General features: G+C 43.9%; 14 protein-coding genes and 1 pseudogene. 6 read left to right on the forward strand and 9 right to left on the reverse strand.

All coding sequences use genetic code 11. From position 1 onward, the window contains the following. Window positions 1-53: 53 nt before the first annotated feature. Window positions 54-563, reverse strand: a complete 510-nt coding sequence (locus tag MKS89_RS06125) for a DUF2062 domain-containing protein (RefSeq protein ID WP_021020117.1) — start codon at window positions 561-563, stop codon at window positions 54-56. A 92-nt stretch (window positions 564-655) separates the two neighbouring features. Between MKS89_RS06125 and MKS89_RS06130 the strand changes: the two genes are divergently transcribed. Genes MKS89_RS06130 through kdsB form a run of 5 tightly spaced genes read left to right on the forward strand, consistent with a single transcriptional unit; the run spans window position 656 to window position 6,537 of the window. Then, window positions 656-2,839 (forward strand): DNA internalization-related competence protein ComEC/Rec2, encoded by a 2,184-nt coding sequence (locus tag MKS89_RS06130; RefSeq protein WP_235862515.1) that lies wholly within the window; start codon window positions 656-658, stop codon window positions 2,837-2,839. A gap of 17 nt (window positions 2,840-2,856) precedes the next feature. Further along, window positions 2,857-4,605, forward strand: coding sequence for a lipid A ABC transporter ATP-binding protein/permease MsbA (msbA, locus tag MKS89_RS06135; protein ID WP_072961118.1), 1,749 nt, complete (start codon window positions 2,857-2,859; stop codon window positions 4,603-4,605). 3 nt (window positions 4,606-4,608) lie between these two features. After that, a complete protein-coding gene (lpxK, locus tag MKS89_RS06140; protein ID WP_072961028.1) occupies window positions 4,609-5,616 on the forward strand; it encodes a tetraacyldisaccharide 4'-kinase in 1,008 nt (335 codons plus the stop codon). Then, a complete protein-coding gene (locus MKS89_RS06145) occupies window positions 5,597-5,776 on the forward strand; it encodes a Trm112 family protein (protein WP_021020121.1) in 180 nt (59 codons plus the stop codon). The genes lpxK and MKS89_RS06145 overlap by 20 nt, the downstream gene beginning before the upstream one ends. Continuing rightward, entirely contained in the window at window positions 5,776-6,537 is a 762-nt protein-coding gene (kdsB, locus tag MKS89_RS06150) for a 3-deoxy-manno-octulosonate cytidylyltransferase (protein WP_072961030.1), read from the forward strand. Before MKS89_RS06145 ends, kdsB begins: the two co-directional genes overlap by 1 nt. Window positions 6,538-6,623: 86 nt before the next feature. Here kdsB and MKS89_RS06155 read toward each other — a convergent pair whose 3' ends face one another. The 5 genes from MKS89_RS06155 to pflA form a co-directional block, all read right to left on the reverse strand. After that, window positions 6,624-8,174, reverse strand: a complete 1,551-nt coding sequence (locus MKS89_RS06155) for a SpoVR family protein (protein ID WP_072961033.1) — start codon at window positions 8,172-8,174, stop codon at window positions 6,624-6,626. A 13-nt stretch (window positions 8,175-8,187) separates the two neighbouring features. After that, window positions 8,188-9,459, reverse strand: a complete 1,272-nt coding sequence (locus MKS89_RS06160; protein WP_072961036.1) for a YeaH/YhbH family protein — start codon at window positions 9,457-9,459, stop codon at window positions 8,188-8,190. A gap of 218 nt (window positions 9,460-9,677) precedes the next feature. Then, entirely contained in the window at window positions 9,678-11,612 is a 1,935-nt protein-coding gene (locus MKS89_RS06165; protein ID WP_072961039.1) for a PrkA family serine protein kinase, read from the reverse strand. A gap of 311 nt (window positions 11,613-11,923) precedes the next feature. Further along, window positions 11,924-12,424 carry a YfbU family protein gene (locus tag MKS89_RS06170; protein ID WP_072961041.1) on the reverse strand — a complete coding sequence of 167 codons (501 nt, stop codon included), beginning with the start codon at window positions 12,422-12,424 and terminating at the stop codon, window positions 11,924-11,926. Between the two features lie 162 nt (window positions 12,425-12,586). Beyond that, window positions 12,587-13,327 carry a pyruvate formate lyase 1-activating protein gene (gene pflA / locus MKS89_RS06175; RefSeq protein WP_072961044.1) on the reverse strand — a complete coding sequence of 247 codons (741 nt, stop codon included), beginning with the start codon at window positions 13,325-13,327 and terminating at the stop codon, window positions 12,587-12,589. A gap of 345 nt (window positions 13,328-13,672) precedes the next feature. On the opposite strand from pflA, the gene MKS89_RS06180 reads away from it, so the two are divergent. Then, a complete protein-coding gene (locus MKS89_RS06180; RefSeq protein WP_072961047.1) occupies window positions 13,673-15,553 on the forward strand; it encodes a methyl-accepting chemotaxis protein in 1,881 nt (626 codons plus the stop codon). A gap of 155 nt (window positions 15,554-15,708) precedes the next feature. Here the strand turns inward: MKS89_RS06180 and MKS89_RS06185 are convergent. From MKS89_RS06185 to xthA, 3 genes and pseudogenes are all read right to left on the reverse strand, one after another. Continuing rightward, a pseudogene (locus MKS89_RS06185) lies at window positions 15,709-15,927 on the reverse strand (transposase); the annotation flags it as partial. 230 nt (window positions 15,928-16,157) lie between these two features. Continuing rightward, the gene (pflB, locus tag MKS89_RS06190) at window positions 16,158-18,434 is read right to left on the reverse strand and encodes a formate C-acetyltransferase (RefSeq protein ID WP_072961053.1); all 2,277 of its coding nucleotides are present in this window, start codon (window positions 18,432-18,434) and stop codon (window positions 16,158-16,160) included. A 657-nt stretch (window positions 18,435-19,091) separates the two neighbouring features. Next, window positions 19,092-19,904: an exodeoxyribonuclease III gene (gene xthA / locus MKS89_RS06195; protein WP_072961056.1), complete on the reverse strand. Its 813-nt coding sequence runs from the start codon at window positions 19,902-19,904 to the stop codon at window positions 19,092-19,094. Between the last annotated feature and the right edge of the window lie 114 nt (window positions 19,905-20,018).

The raw sequence follows: 20,018 nt of genomic DNA on the forward strand, positions 1-20,018 counted from the left end.
GAACACTTGTCAAGACGCTCTCTTTCTATCCGGTTATTTTAAATTCTATCCGGTTACTTTAATTGTCGCTTTTGCCAGCTTCTGACCACGGAGTAACGCCACAAACCATGAATCCCAAAGTAGCCGAGCAGAGCACAGACGACACCACAAATTAAACACCCTACAACCAGTGAGGGAGCAATAGTTGACATCTGTTGAGTGATATAGCTCCAAGACAGTTCAAAATGAAAATGTTGGGGCGGTTCATGGAGAACCCAAGCGCCCAGCTTATAAGCAAAATAGAAGAGGACCGGCATGGTGATCGGGTTACTGACCCAAACCAAGGCGACAGAGAGCGGGAGATTGACACCACATGCGATAGCAAGTCCAGCAGACATGATCATCTGACTGGGAAGCGGAACAAATGCCATAAATAAGCCAACGGCAAAAGCACCGGCAGCTGAACGACGGTTCAGACACCATAAATTGGGGTTATACAACACGTTACCAAAGATTCTCAGGGCTTTTTGCCGTTTGATTAGTTCCCTGTCTGGTAAGAATCGCTTAATTAATTTTTTAGGCATATAAAACGATGGCTCTTATAAAAAACAACTGGTTACTCAGTTCTTATTGTTTAACATTATTATCATCACCTTACTGGCCGAAGATGCCGGGTATGATTTATTGCTGGTGGGGTGTCTTGCTGCTGTTTCTTACTCTCCGAATTCATCAATTGTGGTACACAATCGGTATATGCACCGCATTGATATTGGTATTACTTCACGGAAATATATTTAAACGACAATCTGACATTCTATTTCAATCTAAGCACGATATTACCATAAACGTTAAAGTTGACAGCTTTTTTACACCAAATAGTTTTGGCTATAGTGCGCAAGCGCAAGTCTTATCGATAAATAACACACCTATTAGGTGGTGGATGCAACCAAAAGTCAAGCTATATACAGTTGGTCAATACGACCCCGGTGATATATTGAAAATGTCGGTAACGATCAAACCAATTACCGGTTTACTCAATGAAGCCGGATTTGATAGTGAACGCTATTTTTTCAGTCAAGGTATTGTGGCAAAAGTATTCGCTCGTTCCGATATTGAGGTAAAAAAGTCAGGAGATGCTTGGCGTTATCGGTTATTTCAGCAAGTGGCTCAGCAGCTCCGAGACGATCCGTTGAAAGGTATGATTCTGGCGCTTTCTTTTGCCAATCGTAATGATTTAACTGAGCAACAGTGGCAGGTTCTGAAAGAGAGTGGTTTAGCACATCTGATCGCTATCTCTGGTTTGCACATCGGTATTGCTTATTCATTCGGTTTTTTGCTTGGCATCCCCGTTTCTCGTTTAGGCCGATGCTGGTTATGGACACCGGTTATCTTGGGTGGCTGTTCAGCTTTGATTTACGCATGGTTAGCCGGTTTTTCACTGCCGACCCAACGGGCGATGCTGATGTTACTTATCCATATTGTACTCAGACTGAGCCATAGTCGAGTCAGTCTCAGAGAGCGATTTCTACTCACGTTAAGCGGTATATTAACCATTCATCCGTTTGCCGGTGTTTCAGCCAGTTTCTGGATGTCGTTTGCTGCGGTTTTCTTTGTCCTATATCTGGTGAATCAAGAAAGAGATGTTCTACACCGTGATCGCATTAGAAAACTGATACGACAGATGAAAGGGCATCTTGTATTAATGATCGGTATGTTGCCGGTCAGTGCTTACTTTTTTGGTGGGGTGAGTCTGATTGCACCCTTGTATAACTTGGTATTTATTCCTTGGTTCAGTGTTCTCGTGGTGCCTTTAGTTTTTGTTGGTTTGTGGGTCACGAGTTTGGGTGGTTCGGCCATACTCATATGGCAGGCGATTCATGGTTTACTTGAACCGGTTATGTGGGCTGCCAGTTTCGCTGGGCCGGCTTGGTTGTTTACCTCTTCTCATCTTATCGCTCTCTTGATTATTGCCACAGCGGTTGTGCTGTTTTGGCCTATCTTATCATCCCGTAGTCTCGGTTTTTTTCTGGTCATGATGTGCGGGTTTTCCGTTGGGCGTGACACAACAACCGACTGGCAGATTGACATTCTGGATGTCGGTCATGGTCTGTCGATCTTAATCGGGAGACATGGGCATTACATTCTCTATGATACGGGCAAAAGCTGGCCGGGAGGGAGTATTGTTCAGTCTGTGGTCACTCCCGTTTTAAGGCAGCGAGGGATTCGTCATCTGGATGGTTTGATTCTCAGTCATTTGGACAATGATCATGCCGGGGGGCGTTTTGAACTTGAAAAAATCTGGCATCCCCAATGGAAACGAGCCAGTGAATTTCTGCCGGGATATCAGCCTTGCGCGCAAGGGGATTCATGGCAGTGGCAAGGATTGACGTTTGATATTTTATGGCCGCCGGAACCCGTTGTAAAAGCGGATAACGATGCTTCATGTACGATTCGGGTTTCTGATGATGCCGGACATTCTATTCTGTTGACCGGTGATATTGAAAAGGGGAGTGAATGGCAGATGTTACAGCAGAATCTGCCACTGGGCAGTGACGTGGTGGTGGTGCCTCATCATGGCAGCTATACATCCTCTTCTTCTTTATGGGTAAAACGGGTCGGTGCCGAGTTAGCCATAGCTTCTTTGGCTGGGATGAATCGCTGGCATTTACCGAATAAGGGGGTCGTCAAACGTTATCAGCAAAATGGTACGCAATGGTTAGACACGGCCACGTCCGGTCAAATTCAGATCATCATTTCCGGTAAAAAACGCGAGGTCAATACAACGCGCAGCGACACCTTCTCGCCATGGTATAGGCAGACGCTACGTAAACAGGTAGAATGGCGCGGTTATTCTCGATGAAAAGTACCATGGTATCTATGTCAAATATAAATGATGAAACGACTTGGCAAACGTTTAAGCGTCTTTGGGTTTACATCCGCTTATATAAGTCAGGTTTGTTTGTTGCCGTTATTGCTCTGATTATTAATGCTGCGTCGGATACCTACATGGTTTCCCTGCTCAAACCCCTGTTGGATGAAGGTTTTGGTTCCGCTGAATCTAATTTTCTGAAAATACTGCCACTCATTATTTTAGTCATGATGCTGATCCGTGGATGCAGTGGCTTTGTGTCATCGTATTGCTTGAGTTGGGTCTCTGGGAACGTCGTGATGATGATGCGACGTAAAATATTTAACCATTTCATGCACATGCCGGTGAGTTTCTTTGATAAGGAATCAACGGGTGGATTGTTGTCAAGAATCACCTATGACACGGAACAGGTTGCCGGAGCCACGAGTCGGGCATTGGTCAGTATTGTCCGTGAGGGCGCCAGTATTGTGGGTTTGTTGGCATTGATGTTCTGGAACAGCTGGGAATTATCTCTGGTTTTGATTGTGGTCGCGCCCGTTGTTGCTGTGGCTATCCGGGTCGTGTCGAAACGGTTTCGGAAAATATCAAGAAATATGCAGGATGCGATGGGGCAGGTCACCTCGTCTGCTGAGCAGATGCTGAAGGGTCACAAAGTTGTTCTTAGCTATGGTGGACATGGTGTTGAATGCAAGCGTTTCGATGATGTGAGTAACCGGATGCGTCAACAGACGATGAAACTGGTCGCCGCTCAGGCAATCGCGAATCCTGTGATACAGATGATTGCTTCTCTGGCATTGGTAACGGTGTTATTTTTAGCCAGTGTGGACTCGATTCGTTCTGAACTGACTCCCGGCACATTTACTGTGATTTTTTCTGCAATGTTTGGTTTGATGCGCCCATTAAAAGCGTTGACGAATGTAACATCAGATTTTCAACGTGGGATGGCTGCCAGTCAGACATTATTCTCATTGATCGATCTGGAGACAGAAAAAGATACCGGTAATTACGAAGCTGAGGCCGTGACGGGATTGGTTCAAGTCAATGATGTGACGTTTACCTACCAAGGCAAAGAAAAGCCGACACTTTCACATATTTCTTTTGCCATCAAACCGGGCAATACCGTTGCTTTGGTTGGTCGTTCCGGTTCGGGGAAAAGTACTATTGCCAGCTTATTTACCCGTTTTTATGATGTTGACGATGGTGTGATTCAGTTAGACGGGCAAGACATCCGGGATTATAAATTGACCAATCTTAGGAAACATTTTGCGTTGGTCTCGCAAAATGTACACCTATTTAACGATACGATCGCAAATAATATCGCCTATGCTGCGGAAGGTATTTATACCCGAGAACAAATTGAACACGCAGCCCGGCAGGCGCACGCGATGGAATTCATTCAAAATATGCCCGCAGGTCTCGACACTGTGATCGGGGAGAATGGTGCCAACCTGTCTGGCGGACAACGCCAACGGATCGCGATCGCCCGGGCGCTGCTCAGAGATGCACCGGTTCTGATTTTGGATGAAGCAACATCTGCACTGGATACCGAATCAGAACGGGCAATTCAGGAAGCTTTGACTGAATTACAGAAGAATAAGACGGTTTTGGTGATTGCACACCGGTTATCGACGATTGAAGAAGCCGATGAAATTTTGGTGATTGATGAAGGTGAAATTATCGAAAGAGGTCACCATGTGGCGCTGCTTGAAAAGCATGGTGCTTATGCTCAACTTCATCGTACACAGTTTGGTAGCTAAATCGTGATTGAGAACATCTGGTTTAAACATCATTTTGTCGGTCGGTTATTGGCACCGATCTTATGGCCGCTGAGTCTACTGTATCGTTGGGTCAGTGAAGCGCGCAGAAAAGCCTATCAACAAGGACATAAACCAACTTATCGAGCACCGGTTCCGGTGATTGTTGTCGGTAATATTACCGCTGGAGGAAACGGGAAAACTCCAGTGGTTGTTTGGTTGGTGGAAGCATTACAGCAGATGGGGATGACACCGGGTGTCATTTCTCGGGGTTACGGCGGCAAAGCGCCACAATATCCATTACTGCTGACTCAAGAGACACCGGTTCACCACTGTGGTGATGAACCGAAACTGATACATCAGCGAACAGGCGCACCGGTTGCCGTGGCACCACACCGCGCAGATGCAGTGAAAGCATTATTAACACAAGGTGTGAACGTGGTGGTTGCTGATGATGGTTTACAGCATTATGCGCTGGCGCGGGATATTGAAATTGTGGTTGTTGATGGTCAACGGCGGTTTGGTAATCAGCGGTTTATTCCCTACGGCCCATTGCGCGAGTCACTGCATCGACTGACATCGGTCGATTTTGTCATTAACAATGGTGGTACACCTGAATCGAATGAGATTCCAATGACACTGACACCTCAGCAAGCCGTTCATCTTTGTTCCGGTATTCGTTGCGATGTTGCGCAATTAGGAAAATTAACCGCTATTGCAGGGATTGGTAATCCGTCACGTTTTTTTCAGACATTATTGCATTTAGGTGCGTCTTTGGTGACGACTCGAGAATTTGCCGATCACTATCAATATGATGTCCATGATATTGAGGGGATTGCAGAAGAAGCCGAACATGTCATCATGACGGAAAAAGATGCTGTGAAATGTCTTCCTTTTGCGCAAGATAACTGGTGGTATTTACCTGTATCTGCGACGTTCCAACCTGTGGATGCGCAAAAAATATTACGATCAATTGAAGAGGTTATTAAACACTATGGATCATCGTCTGCTTGAAATTGTTGCCTGTCCGGTATGTAAAGGGAAACTAACCTATGATAAAGAGCAACAAGAGTTGATTTGTAAATTTGATCGGCTTGCATATCCAATTCGAGAGGGAATCCCTGTGTTGTTGGAGCCAGAAGCACGAACTATGTCAATGGAAGAGGGGCGCTGATGACGACTGCCTATACGGTTGTGATTCCTGCGCGTTACCAGTCTTCTCGGTTACCGGGAAAGCCACTGGCTGATATTGGCGGGAAGAGCATGATCCAGCGTGTTTACGAACAGGCGATTCAGTCTGGCGCGGAACGTGTCGTGGTTGCAACGGATGATGAAAGAATTGAACACGCTGTGAAATCTTTCGGTGGGCAAGTCTGTATGACGGGTTCTGAACATGAATCCGGTACGGAGCGACTGGCGGAAGTTGTCCGAAAATTGTCGATTCCGGATGATCATATCGTCGTCAACGTTCAAGGGGATGAGCCGTTGATCCCGCCTGCGATTATTACGCAAGTGGCCGAAAATCTGGCAAGTCACAATGTCCCGATGGCAACCCTCGCAGTTGAAATTACTGACCGGGAAGAAGTGTTTAATCCTAATGTCGTCAAAGTTGTTACGGACCATCAAGGGTATGCACTCTATTTTAGCCGTGCAAGCATTCCCTGGGATCGCGACCAATATGGTCAGCAGCAGCCTGAAATTCATACCCCATTATTACGGCATATCGGTCTCTATGCTTATCGTGCCGGATTTATTCAGACTTATATCCAGTGGGCACCAAGCCAACTGGAGAAAATTGAGAGTTTGGAACAGCTACGTGTCCTTTGGTACGGTGAAAAGATTCATGTTGATGTTGCTTTGGAAACACCACCGATTGGGGTTGATACCGAGGCGGATTTGGCACACCTTCGCGCAATCATCGGTCAAAATCACTGATAAAAACGGATGGGGAAATCCCATCCGTTTTGTATGATAGCCGCGTGTTTCGTCACACGGACACGCTCTTTGTGGATTCAATCTTATTACGGTACTGAGAGCTGTGTCGTCTCCTTGCTTGGGCAAACGGCCAACCGCTCTCGTCTGCCGGTATCTTTGACTTCTTCCAGAATGACCTCAAATCCCCACAAACGATGCAAATGTTTTAAAACTTCTTCATAGCTCGGGTCGAGTGGAATACGATCATGAGGAACATACTGGAGCGTAAGAGAACGATCTCCTCGGACGTCAACATTGTAAATCTGAATATTGGGTTCAATATTGCTTAGGTTGTACTGTGCTGCGAGCTTTTCTCTGACTTTCTGATAACCCAGCTCATCATGAATCGCATTGACTTCAATAAAATTCTTACGATCATCATCTGTAATGGCAAATAGTTTGAAATCTCGAATAAGTTTAGGTGAGAGGTACTGACTGATAAAACTCTCATCTTTGAAATTTTCCATAGCAAAATGAACTGCATCCAGCCAATCGGTTCCGGCCAAATTCGGGAACCATTCTTTATCCTCCTCCGTTGGCTCCTGACAGATACGCTGAATATCTTTGAACATAGCAAACCCTAATGCGTATGGGTTGATACCACTGTAGTAGGGGCTATTGTACGATGGCTGGGCAACCACACTGGTGTGACTGTGAAGAAATTCGAGAATGAATTTTTCAGAGACCAGACCTTCATCATAGAGGTGATTTAAAATCGTATAGTGCCAGAACGTGGCCCATCCTTCATTCATGACTTGAGTCTGTTTCTGAGGATAAAAGTATTGGCTGATTTTTCTGACAATTCGGACTATCTCGCGTTGCCACGGTTCAAGTAAAGGCGCATGTTTTTCAATGAAATAGAGAATGTTTTCCTGCGGTTCACTCGGAAAGCGAATTCGCTCATTCTCAGACTTTTGTTCGGTTTTCGGGAGTGTTTTCCAGAGCTCATTCACCTGAGACTGTAAATACATCTCGCGTTGTTCTTGGCGAATCTTTTCCTCAGTAATCGATATTTTTTCCGGTCTTTTATACCGATCCACGCCGAAATTCATCAGAGCATGACAAGAATCTAAAGTATCTTCGACTTCGGTGACCCCATATTTTTCTTCACACTCGCGGATATAGTTTTTGGCGAATAGTAAATAGTCAATGATAGAACTGGCATCTGTCCAGGCTTGAAACAGATAATTTCCTTTAAAGAATGAATTATGCCCGTAGCAGGCATGAGCCATTACCAGCGCTTGCATGGTGACGGTATTTTCTTCCATCAGATAAGCAATGCAAGGGTCAGAATTGATGACAATCTCGTAGGCCAATCCCATTTGACCATGTTTATAACCTTGTTCTGTCTGAATGAATTTTTTACCGAAAGACCAGTGGTTGTAGTTGATCGGCATACCGATACTTGAGTAGGCATCCATCATTTGTTCCGACGTGATAACCTCTATCTGGTTGGGATAGGTATCAAGACGATAATGCTCTGCAACCCGCTTGATCTCGGTGTGATAGCGTTCGAGTAAATCAAAGGTCCAGTCCGGTCCGTCCGGGAGCCGTTTACTTTGGTGCTTGTCAGGTGTCGACTTTGTTTTGGTTACCATTCAAAAACCCCTCCTAAGCTGTTGTTTCTTTATGAAACAATTCCCTGAATACGGGGAAGATATCATCCACGGACTGAATATTTTTCATGGCAAAGTTATCAAAGCTTGTCTGTAACTTTTCATATTCATGCCAGAGTGTCTGATGAGAGCGGTGTGTGATTTCAATATATGAGTAGTATTGACAGCACGGTAGTAGGTTTTCAGTGAGTATTGAACGACAGCGAGGAGAATCATCTGCCCAGTTATCTCCATCAGATGCTTGTGCTGCGTAGATATTCCACTGATTAACCGGATAACGTTCTGCCACAATTTCATGCATCAATTTGAGGGCACTGGATACAATGGTTCCTCCGGTTTCTTGTGAGTAGAAAAATTCATGTTCATCCACTTCTTTCGCTTGCGTGTGGTGACGGATGAATACAACTTCAACATTTTTGTAAGTCCGGGTTAAAAATAGATAGAGCAGGACGTAAAAACGTTTCGCAATATCTTTAGTCGCCTGATCCATTGAACCCGACACATCCATCAGACAAAACATGACGGCTTGACTGGAAGGGATGGGGCGTTTCTCATAGTTTTTATAACGTAAGTCGAACGTATCAATGAATGGTACTTGATCGATCTTTTTACGGATATCCAGAATTTCCTGTTGGAGGCGCTTCTCTTCCAGAGGTTGTGCCGGTTCCTGATTCTGAATTTCTGCCAGTGTTTCTTCGAGTTCATGGAGCAGGCGGCGTTTGCCTGAAGTCATTGCTGTTCTTCTTGCCAGCGATTGCTGGAGCGAACGCACAATCGAAATATTGGCCGGTACACCGGCAGTCTGATAGCCGGACCGATGCGTTTTCCATTCGACGATTCGATTGATTTGCTGTTTCTTCAGATTCGGCAGAGCCAAGTCGTCAAATAAAATATCCAGATATTCATCTTTAGATATCTGGAAAACAAAATCATCGTTGCCTTCACCATCGGCACTGGCATCGCCCTGACCGGATCCACTGCCGCCACCTTGTTGCGGGCGGTCAATTTTGTCACCCGTGATGAATTGATCATTTCCGGGATGCACACGTTCTTTCAGGCCACCTTTCCCCTCATGGAAACTTGGCTCTTTAATATCTTTGCTAGGGATTGCAATGTCTTCCCCAGATTCGGTATTGGTAATTGAGCGACGATTCACCGCATCCGCAATCGACTCTTTGATTTGTTGCTTGTGGCGGCGGAGAAAACGTTGGCGATTCACCGCACTCTTATTTTTACCATTTAATCTTCTGTCAATAAATTGCGCCATGAATATCCCCTTTACTTAACATCACCGAACAACAACCTAATCGGGTCTATGAGTTGTCGTATGGTTCTCTCGGCATAGAAGCAGAAGCGGTTGATCAACTGTGTGTTTCTCAACGCGCCATTGTCGAGTTACACCGCTTTAAAGTTTATGTAAACACGTTAAAGCGGTGCCTTTTGATATCTACCTCCGATCACACCGAGCGTATGGTGCAAGATGATTTATGACGATTTACGAACACGTAAATACCATTCGGATAACAATCTGACTTGTTTCTCGGTATAGCCTTTTTCCATCATCCGCGCGACGAAATCATCATGTTTTCTCTGTTCTTCAGAGGATGTTTTCGTATTGAAAGATATAACCGGTAAGAGCTCCTCTGTATTGGAGAACATTTTTTTCTCAATCACAGTGCGCAGTTTTTCATAACTGGTCCATGCAGGATTTTTACCACTGTTATTCGCTCTGGCACGTAACACAAAGTTAACGATTTCATTCCGGAAATCTTTTGGATTACTGATACCGGCAGTTTTTTCGATTTTTTCCAGCTCACTATTGAGCGCGGAGCGATCAAACAGTTGTCCGGTTTCCGGATCGCGATATTCTTGATCCTGAATCCAAAAGTCAGCATAAGTGACGTAACGGTCAAAAATGTTTTGTCCATATTCAGAATAAGACTCCAGATAAGCGGTCTGGATCTCTTTGCCGATGAACTCAACATATCTTGGCACCAGATAACCTTTGAGATATTCGAGATACCGTTCGGCAGTATCTTGAGGGAACTGTTCCCGCTCTATCTGTTGTTCGATGACATAAAACAGATGCACTGGGTTGGCCGCAACTTCCGTCTGATCAAAGTTGAACACCCGGGAGAGTATTTTGAAAGCGAACCGTGTTGATAATCCGTTCATCCCTTCATCAACACCGGCATAGTCGCGATATTCCTGATAGCTCTTCGCTTTAGGATCGGTATCTTTGAGTGTCTCACCATCGTAGACCCGCATTTTGGAGAAAATGGACGAGTTTTCCGGGACTTTGAGACGAGACAGAACACTAAATTGTGCCAGCGTTTCTAAGGTGCTGGGTGAACAAGGCGCAAGAGACAGTTCACTGTGATCCAAGAGTTTTTGATAGATTTTGACTTCTTCCGAGACGCGCAAGCAGTAAGGCACTTTGACGATATAAACCCGGTCAAGGAATGCCTCGTTGTTTTTATTGTTCCGGAATGCTTGCCATTCTGACTCGTTCGAGTGAGCGAGGATCATGCCTTCAAATGGCAAGGCAGATAAACCTTCCGTTCCGTTATAATTGCCTTCCTGAGTCGCTGTCAGCAAGGGGTGTAGCACTTTAATCGGTGCTTTAAACATCTCGACAAATTCCATCAAACCCTGATTGGAGCGACAAAGCGCGCCAGAATAGCTGTACGCATCAGGGTCATCCTGAGAGAAATGTTCCAGTTTACGAATATCAACCTTACCGACGAGTGAAGAAATGTCTTGGTTGTTCTCATCTCCCGGTTCTGTTTTTGCGATAGCAATTTGATCCAGTATTGATGGCCGTAATTTGACGACTTTGAATTTAGTAATATCCCCGCCAAATTCATGGAGTCGCTTGGCTGCCCATGGGGACATGATGCTTCGGAGATAGCGTTGATCAATACCGTATTCGGTTTTGAGCAGCTCTCCGTCTTCACTGATATCGAACAGGCTGAATGGATGGTCATTCACCGGACTACGTTGCCCATTTGCACTGAGTACATAGATAGGCATCTGCTGCATTAATGATTTTAGTTTTTCTGCAAGTGATGATTTACCACCTCCGACAGGGCCGAGTAAGTAGATAATTTGTTTCCGTTCTTCAAGTCCTTGAGCTGCATGTTTCAGGTAAGAGACAATCTGCTCAATGGATTCTTCCATCCCGTAAAAGTCTTTAAAAGTATCATAACGAGAGATCACCCGATTCGAGAAAATACGGCTCAGGCGGGGATCTTTTGATGTATCGATGACTTTAGGCTCACCAATGGCTAATAGTAGACGCTCGGCAGCATTAGCATAGGCACTTTTATCTTCTTTACATAACTGTAAGAAGTCCTGTAGTGATAACTCTTCTTCCTTCGCTGCTTCATAACGCGCTTGAAAATGGTCGAATATACTCATAGCTCATTCCCTCTAAAATGTCTTGACGACATGTCAACGCTTCAACACAAATCGCACACTCTCTAAGATTAGTCGCTAATTAGCAATTCTGCTTAAAAAATATGCGTTTAATCAAAAAACTTAGTCTGCGTGATACTGGATGTTTAAATGATTTGTTAAATGAATGTTTTATCAATTTAACAAAAAATCGCGAAAGAGGGAGGGCATCGAACGGTCTCGATAGAAAGGTCGTGGTTTTCGTTTGAATGATGAATTCGGTGGGGCGAATTTTCGGGCGATACCTTGGTTATCGCCCGGATTTGTATGTGGTGTTATGCGTTAAAAATCTGCTGGAACTCAGAGACAGAGAGGTGATATTGACGGGGACACGATTGCCATTTCGCAGCCATACGACGATATTTATCCAGCATTGGTACCTGACTGTTAAACTGATGTTCACTCTGTTCAAAGTGGGTGTATAGCCCCTCTGAGTTGACTAAGAAACGAACATAGTGAACCAATTGCGTTTCAGTTGATAAATCAAAGCCTAAAAATTGCAGACGTCTTGCATCAATCTTGCCTTGATCCTCGCTAGCCAACTGCTTATAGGACTCTTGCATCGCATGGTACATTTCCATGATATTGATGATTTCACTGCATTCACTCTCTGGCAAACAGCCAAATTCTTTATTCAGCTCCCGCATGTGCAATTCATAACCACGTTCAATAATTGTTCTGAAACGCTTATATTTTTCTGCATTTTCGGGGTCAAGTTGTGTCATCAATAGATATTGATTGGATAGGATAAGGCGTTGAGCATTGGTCATTTCCATAGCAAATTCCTACTCGAATGATAAAAGATTGTTATCAATAGAATAACGTGAATTGTGTGCCTGAAATATGATCTTAATACGGATTTTATCGGATTTGTATGATTTGGTTACCGAGATGTTTCATCCCTTGAGCATCTCGGTAAGTGTAATTGTTTTGCGTGGTTAATATTTCACATTGGAATGATATTGACTCAAGATTGAAACAATATTATCCATAGTCTCTTTTGACGGGGGCTGAACACCATCAAGGGGGTAGTCTATGCCCATGGCTTCCCATTTATGTGCCCCGAGTTTATGGTAGGGAAGAAGCTCTATTTTCTCAATATTATCCATATCTTGAATAAACTGACCTAACTGATGCGCAGCTTCTTCATCATCAGTATATCCGGGCACAATCACATAGCGAATCCATGTTGTCTGACCGATTTTATGCAGGTAACGGGCGAAGTCTAATGTTCGATGATTGGATACACCGATAAGCTTTTGGTGAACCTCATCCTGCATATGTTTGATATCCAGCATCACCAAATCTGTGACGTCAAGCAGTTCATCAATGACAGGCGTATGTTTACGGACATAGCCATTGGTATCAAGGCAGGTATGCATGCCTTCTGCTTTGGCAGCTCTGAAAAAATCTCTGACAAATTCAGGTTGTAGAACCGCTTCACCACCAGAACAAGTGACACCACCACCAGAGGCATTCATAAAGTGGCGGTAAGATTTGGCTTCTTTAATGATCTCTTCGACAGAAATCAGTTTTCCTGCATGAACGTCCCAAGTATCTCTGTTATGGCAATACATGCAGCGCATCAAACACCCTTGCATGAATACAATGAAACGAATACCCGGGCCATCAACGGTGCCACATGTCTCAAAAGAATGGATACGACCTAGAGTTGACATGATGATTTCTCTTTGGAGGATTTACCCGTCATTTTATTACATTTCCATGTTTAGATATAGATCTAAGTCACCAGACCATACTGAATACGTGCGTTTTAGAATGTTGGTTTTTAAATGGGTAAGACGCAAAAATCATGTTGTTTTTAATAATTTTAATTCTGATTCTCATATCAGAAGAGTTGTGCAGAAGAGATCCTTCATTGCTTAAACAATTAGTTCATTTTTCTATATATATTTGTAGTAATTTTGTGACGTGTGTAATAAATTTGTTGATGAGAAAAGAATTGATATTGGTTCAAGAAATTTGCTTTTTAAACGCTGATTTGAGTGAAGGATAGTGTAGTCATGGATGTACTGAAATTATCACAAAAGCGGAAGATCGCTATTTTTATTGTTGTTTTATGTTTTGGTTTTTTAGCGATGGGGGGATTTATTGCACGCAAGTTATCGATGATGACATCTCAGTATGATTTGAGTGGGGAAATTTCCCAGGGGACAACCAAGTTATTTGCCTCTCAGACAGAATTATTGTCTCTGGCGGCAGAAAGAAATGCGCTCCAGATCAAAGATGTTACTCGCGTGACTGAATTACTGGCAGGGTTGAGTCACGGTATCGATAAGGATGTAACTTTTCTTAAAAATGCAGGCTTTGAGCGTGAAGGTAAGATGCTCTTTGAAGCCATGAGCCGATTTGAAAACGCGATGCATCCTTGGCTGAAAACTAAATCTGAACTGGGATTTAACTTCAGTGAGGGGAAAGAAGGTGAATTGACGCAGCTTGCTGCGCAGATCGAGGCAAAGATTGAAGAAACAGGGATGGTGACGATTCGTTCTGATTTTCGGGCGATGATCAAAGCTCAGCAAAATTATCTATTGGCACCGAGTGAAAAAAATCTCAAGTTATTCAATCGTGCGATGACAACCTTTATTAACACATCTAAGCTTTACGCAGCGATGTCGAGCTATCAATCGGAAGTTGACCAGTTTAAACAGACTTTTGCACGGGTTGGCGAACTATCTCAGCAAGTAAGAAATTATGAATTGGAACTCTCGGCATCAGAGCAAGCCGTTCGGCAACTGATTCAGAATACTTCAGAGCAATTAAAAACGGTCAGCCGTGATTATCAGCAGACCGCTCATCGGGAGGCGACACAAACATTATGGTCGGTGATGGCAGCTTGTGCAGCGCTTGCTGCGATTACCATTACCATCTTTATGACCCTGAGTTTATCTCTGACGCGCGCTTTGACGCAGACAAAAGTATTTCTGGATGCGTTGTCTCAAGGTGATTTATCAAAGCGTTTATCGATCTCGGCCAATCCAGAAGATGAATTTAATCAACTGGCTATTGCTCTGAATGATAGTTGTGAGCATCTAGGACTGTTGGTGAATAAAGTACAGCAGAACAGTCAAGCACTGTCTGGTGACGCCACTGATCTTAATGATGGCTTAGACCAGCTCATGTCTGCCCAGACTCAGATTGTCCGTCAAACCGATTTGCTCGCTTCTGCGACGGAACAAGTCAGTGCCACGACTCAGGAAGTGAGTAACTCACTTGAATTTGTGGCGGATGTGAGCCAAGCATCGACCATTGCAGCACAGTCAGGGGGCGAAATTATTGAGACTGCGATTCAGTCCATTCAGGATGTCGGCAACATTCTGAATTCAGCGACCGGGCATATTCAGCAGCTTGAGTCCGCTTCAGAGAAAGTCGATGCCGTAATGGACATTATCAATGGGATTGCTGAACAGACTAATTTACTGGCTTTAAATGCTGCGATTGAAGCAGCTCGGGCTGGTGAACAGGGACGGGGTTTTGCTGTCGTTGCTGATGAAGTTCGCAACCTCGCTGTCAAAACTGTCGGTGCCGTATCAGAGATAACCGAAACCATTGAGACAATGAAACATGAAAGTGCAGAAGTGATTCAGTATATCACTCAGTCTGAAGGTTCGATGAAACGTGGGCAAGAGCAGGGGCAGGAAGCGATACAGGCGCTTTCTCATATCACTGAAAAAACCAATGAAGCAGCCAATCAGACAGCAATAATTTTTGAATCAATCAAAGAATTGGCAGTAACCAGTCATTCGATGGCAGATAACATGGTGCAGATTTCATCTTCGATGAAAAACTTAGAAGATAATAATCAAAAGCTCAGAAAAACCAGCGAGGTTGTCGCTCAGCGTTCAACGCATCTTTCTGAGGATTGTCAGCGTTTCGCGGTATGAGCGCAGTCTATTATCAAGCTCTCGCATCTGCACATAAGCGATTGATCATAAAAAAGAATCCTCCGGCTTTGCCGGAGGTTTTTCATATGCGCCTATAAGGCTCTCCTACCAGCAGCGCCCTAACAGGCGCATCGTGATCTGACATTTGCATACGACTATTTCTTGCGACCCGTAAACGGGTTACCTGAATATGGGATCGACAGTTGCTCTCCCATTTTATCTTCCTCTAATTGATGTTTGATGTAATTTTGGATCTTGCCTGTATTTTTGCCTACTGTATCAACGCAATAACCCCGGCACCAAAACTCTCGATTTCTGTATTTGAACTTCAAATCCCCAAATCGCTCATAGAGCATCAAACTACTTTTTCCTTGAGCTAAGCTCTTCTCGTCCCCCATATTGGGACCCCCTTTCAATTTCTGTTTAACTCTTGTAGTTGCCAGACCACAAGATATTTCTAACAAATTGAAAGGGGTTTTATAACTGACTTATAGCTATAAGCTTGACAGAACCCCCAGCCTAGCTGGGGGTTTTCTTTGCACAAAAAAAGCTCCCCGAAGGGAGCTTCTTTATCAGGATTTGATATTAAATCAGATCTCAATGATTAAAGCGTTTCAGTGAATGTACGTGCAATCACATCAGCTTGTTGTTCTGCTGTCAGAGAGTTAAAGCGGACAGCATAACCTGATACACGGATAGTCAGCTGTGGATATTTCTCAGGGTGTTTCACAGCGTCTTCCAATGTTTCACGGTTCAAGACGTTAACGTTCAAGTGTTGACCACCTTCAAGGCCTGTTTCGTGATGGAAGTAACCATCCATTAGACCAGCAAGGTTAGAACGTTGCGCATCTGTATCTTTACCAAGTGCATTCGGTACGATAGAGAAGGTATAAGAGATACCGTCTTTAGCGTGGGCAAATGGCAGTTTACCGACTGAAGTCAGTGATGCAACCGCGCCTTTTTCATCACGACCATGCATTGGGTTTGCACCCGGTGCAAATGGTGCGCCAGCACGACGTCCGTCTGGTGTGTTCCCGGTTTTCTTACCATACACAACGTTTGATGTGATAGTCAGAATTGACTGTGTAGGAACAGCATCACGGTAAGTTTTCAGTGAACGGATTTTGTTCATGAAGACTTCAACCAATTGACATGCAATGTCATCAACACGAGGGTCATTGTTACCAAATTTAGGATAGTCACCTTCGATCTTGAAGTCGGTCGCAATACCGTCTTCATCACGGATAGGTGTAACTTTCGCATATTTGATGGCTGACAGAGAGTCGGCAGCAACAGACAGACCAGCGATACCACAAGCCATGGTGCGTTTTACATTCAGGTCATGCAATGCCATCAGGGAAGCTTCGTAGCTGTATTTGTCATGCATGAAGTGAATCGCATTCAGAGCGGTGACATAATTTTTTGCCAACCAATCCATGAAGTGATCCATTTTTTCCCACAACTCATCATAGTCCAGAACTTCAGAGGTGATTTTTTCCAGTTTTGGACCAACTTGAATTTTCAGTTTTTCGTCAATACCACCGTTGATGGTATAGAGCATGGTTTTTGCCAGGTTGGCACGAGCACCGAAGAACTGCATTTGTTTACCAACAACCATTGGTGATACACAACATGCAATTGCATAATCGTCAGATTCAAAGTCAGGGCGCATCAAATCATCATTTTCATATTGGATTGATGATGTGTCGATAGAGACTTTCGCACAGAAACGTTTGAAGCCTTCTGGTAGCTGCTCTGACCAAAGTACAGTAATGTTTGGCTCTGGTGATGGACCCATTGTGTACAGGCTGTTCAGGAAGCGGAAGTTAGTCCGAGTGACCAGAGTCCGTCCGTCAATTCCCATACCACCGATAGATTCTGTTGCCCAGATTGGGTCGCCAGAGAATAGTTCATCATATTCAGGTGTACGTAAGTAGCGAACCATACGCAGTTTCATGACGAAGTGGTCAATCATTTCTTGAGCACTTTCTTCAGTCAATTTACCTGCGGCAATATCACGTTCTAGGAAAATATCAAGGAACGTTGATGTACGACCCAGAGACATCGCAGCACCGTTTTGAGATTTTACAGCGGCCAGATAACCGAAGTAAGTCCATTGAATTGCTTCTTGAGCTGTTTCAGCAGGACGAGAAATATCACAGCCATATTTAGCTGCCATTTCTTTGATTTGGCCAAGTGCGCGGTGTTGTTCCACAATTTCTTCACGCAACTGCATTGTCATATGCAGATCTTCACCCGATTCAAATTTCTCTTGCAGAGAAGTGAACTGAGCGAATTTATCTTTCATCAGGAAGTCAATACCGTACAGTGCAATACGACGGTAGTCACCAATAATACGACCACGACCATAAGCATCTGGCAAACCAGTTAAGACACCTGATTTACGACATTTGATAATTTCAGGTGTATAGATATCAAATACACCTTGGTTATGTGTTTTACGATATTCAGTGAAGATTTTTTTCACTTGAGGGTCAAGTTCACGGCCATAAGCTTTGCATGAACCTTCAACCATACGGATACCACCATTTGGAATGATGGCACGTTTTAACGGTGCGTCAGTTTGCAAACCAACGATTTTTTCTAAATCTTTATTGATGTATCCCGCATCGTGTGCAGTGATGGTAGAAATAACGGAAGTGTCAAAATCAACAGGAGCGTGAGTTGAGTTTTCTTGTTTGATACCTTCCATAACAGCGGCCCATAGAGAATTGGTCGCTTCAGTACCTTCAGAAACTAGGAAAGACTCATCACCTTCATAAGGTGTGTAGTTTTTTTGAATAAAATCACGAACGTTAACTTCGTTTTGCCAATCTCCTGCGACAAAACCTTCCCAAGCTTTAGCAAATTGCTCTGCCATGATATACCTACCTTTATATAGTAGAGAAAAACACGTACTGACTTAGCTGTTGAGCCAACTTGTCTTTTGTTGAAAAGACCTCAGTACACTCTTCGAATAACAATATGGTTGAACACCTGATGGTATACATCAGTTTGATTAATCATATTGCGACTCTCACCACGAACCTCATCGTATGAATCGTAGCTTAGGATAAAAAAAACATACAAACCTTAAACTAAATCAATAAAACTTCAAAAATAGGGATAAATTTTGGTGTCATATTGACTTATACAATCGATCAATGGTTCAGAATAGACGGTGAAAAATCCATCTTCTCAGTATAGATGTTGTTGACGAAAGTCCCAATCCTGCGGGTGTGCGACCATAACCCGATACTATTTTTGCCATGTTTAGTCCCTTAGACCTGTGCAACATTGATTCTATCCCACCAATTCTGTTTTACCGACAATTTGTGATGACGAGATGAAGAATGGGTGTAATGGCCTGACATATTCGGATAATGTCTTGCTTATATAAAAGAAGATCAGTGGCGTGTTGTAATATCGGGGAGCCAGACTTATTCAGGGACGAAGAGCATAAATTGGTTCATGGATGTAAAATAAAAGGCCTCAGAAATGAGGCCGGTCAGTCGATGGCATGATGCCAGAGGTGTCGTTACCGCAGATTAAATGTACTCCAGATTGGCGCATGGTCTGACGGTTTTTCAATCCCTCTCAATTCATAATCGATTCCCGCTTCCTGACATTGCTGAGAGAGCGCTGCTGTAGCAAGGATGACATCAATTCTGAGCCCTCGGTTATCATCAAATCCGCGCGAGCGATAATCAAACCATGAATATTGTTCTGTTGCATCAGGATGAAGATAGCGGAAGGTATCAACCAATCCCCAGTTGAGCAGTGTCGCAAACCATTCTCGTTCTTCTGGTTGGAACGAACATTTACCGGTTTTCAGCCAGCGTTGTCGGTTTGGTTCCCCGATACCAATATCCAAATCGATCGGACTGATGTTGACATCTCCCATGACAACAAGGTGATCATCCGGCTGGTGATTCGCAGACAGATACCCCATCAGATCCTGATAGAATTGGCGTTTGTAAGGGAATTTTGTTTCGTGAGCAATATTCTCCCCCTGAGGGAAATAACCATTGAGCACTGTGAACGGTTTACCACTCGGCGTTTGGAATGTCGCCATGATCATTCGTTTTTGATGCTCAGGGGTATCACCGGGGAATCCATATTGTACTGAGACGGGGGTTTGCTTGCAGAGTAAAGCCACGCCATAGTGTGCTTTTTGACCATAATAGAAAACCTGATATCCCATGCTTTCCAGATCAGCAAGCGGAAAGACTTCATCGTGAACTTTTGTCTCCTGAAGTCCGATAATATCAGGCTGGTGCTTGTCGATAAGAGCCTGTAATTGATGAAGACGCGCTCTGAGTCCATTGATATTAAAACTAACCAATTTCATGATAAATATCCTTGAATTCTATTGAATAAGCGATGTTAACAGTCTGTTGTTTATCTGCAACTATTCGCTATCTGTAAGCTTTGCACGGAGAGTCTGGATGAAATCACCAAGTGA

It is taken from the genome of Vibrio gazogenes, assembly GCF_023920225.1.
Lineage (GTDB): Bacteria > Pseudomonadota > Gammaproteobacteria > Enterobacterales > Vibrionaceae > Vibrio > Vibrio gazogenes.

Excerpts from the sequence above, each read along its gene's own strand:
- MKS89_RS06145 (WP_021020121.1), top strand. The coding sequence starts at position 5,597 with ATGGATCATCGTCTGCTTGAAATTGTTGCCTGTCCGGTATGTAAAGGG.
- MKS89_RS06165 (WP_072961039.1), bottom strand. The coding sequence starts at position 11,612 with ATGAGTATATTCGACCATTTTCAAGCGCGTTATGAAGCAGCGAAGGAA.
- MKS89_RS06155 (WP_072961033.1), bottom strand. The coding sequence starts at position 8,174 with ATGGTAACCAAAACAAAGTCGACACCTGACAAGCACCAAAGTAAACGG.
- pflA (WP_072961044.1), bottom strand. The coding sequence starts at position 13,327 with ATGTCAACTCTAGGTCGTATCCATTCTTTTGAGACATGTGGCACCGTT.
- xthA (WP_072961056.1), bottom strand. The coding sequence starts at position 19,904 with ATGAAATTGGTTAGTTTTAATATCAATGGACTCAGAGCGCGTCTTCAT.
- MKS89_RS06160 (WP_072961036.1), bottom strand. The coding sequence starts at position 9,459 with ATGGCGCAATTTATTGACAGAAGATTAAATGGTAAAAATAAGAGTGCG.
- kdsB (WP_072961030.1), top strand. The coding sequence starts at position 5,776 with ATGACGACTGCCTATACGGTTGTGATTCCTGCGCGTTACCAGTCTTCT.
- pflB (WP_072961053.1), bottom strand. The coding sequence starts at position 18,434 with ATGGCAGAGCAATTTGCTAAAGCTTGGGAAGGTTTTGTCGCAGGAGAT.
- msbA (WP_072961118.1), top strand. The coding sequence starts at position 2,857 with ATGTCAAATATAAATGATGAAACGACTTGGCAAACGTTTAAGCGTCTT.
- MKS89_RS06130 (WP_235862515.1), top strand. The coding sequence starts at position 656 with ATGATTTATTGCTGGTGGGGTGTCTTGCTGCTGTTTCTTACTCTCCGA.
- MKS89_RS06180 (WP_072961047.1), top strand. The coding sequence starts at position 13,673 with ATGGATGTACTGAAATTATCACAAAAGCGGAAGATCGCTATTTTTATT.
- MKS89_RS06170 (WP_072961041.1), bottom strand. The coding sequence starts at position 12,424 with ATGGAAATGACCAATGCTCAACGCCTTATCCTATCCAATCAATATCTA.
- MKS89_RS06125 (WP_021020117.1), bottom strand. The coding sequence starts at position 563 with ATGCCTAAAAAATTAATTAAGCGATTCTTACCAGACAGGGAACTAATC.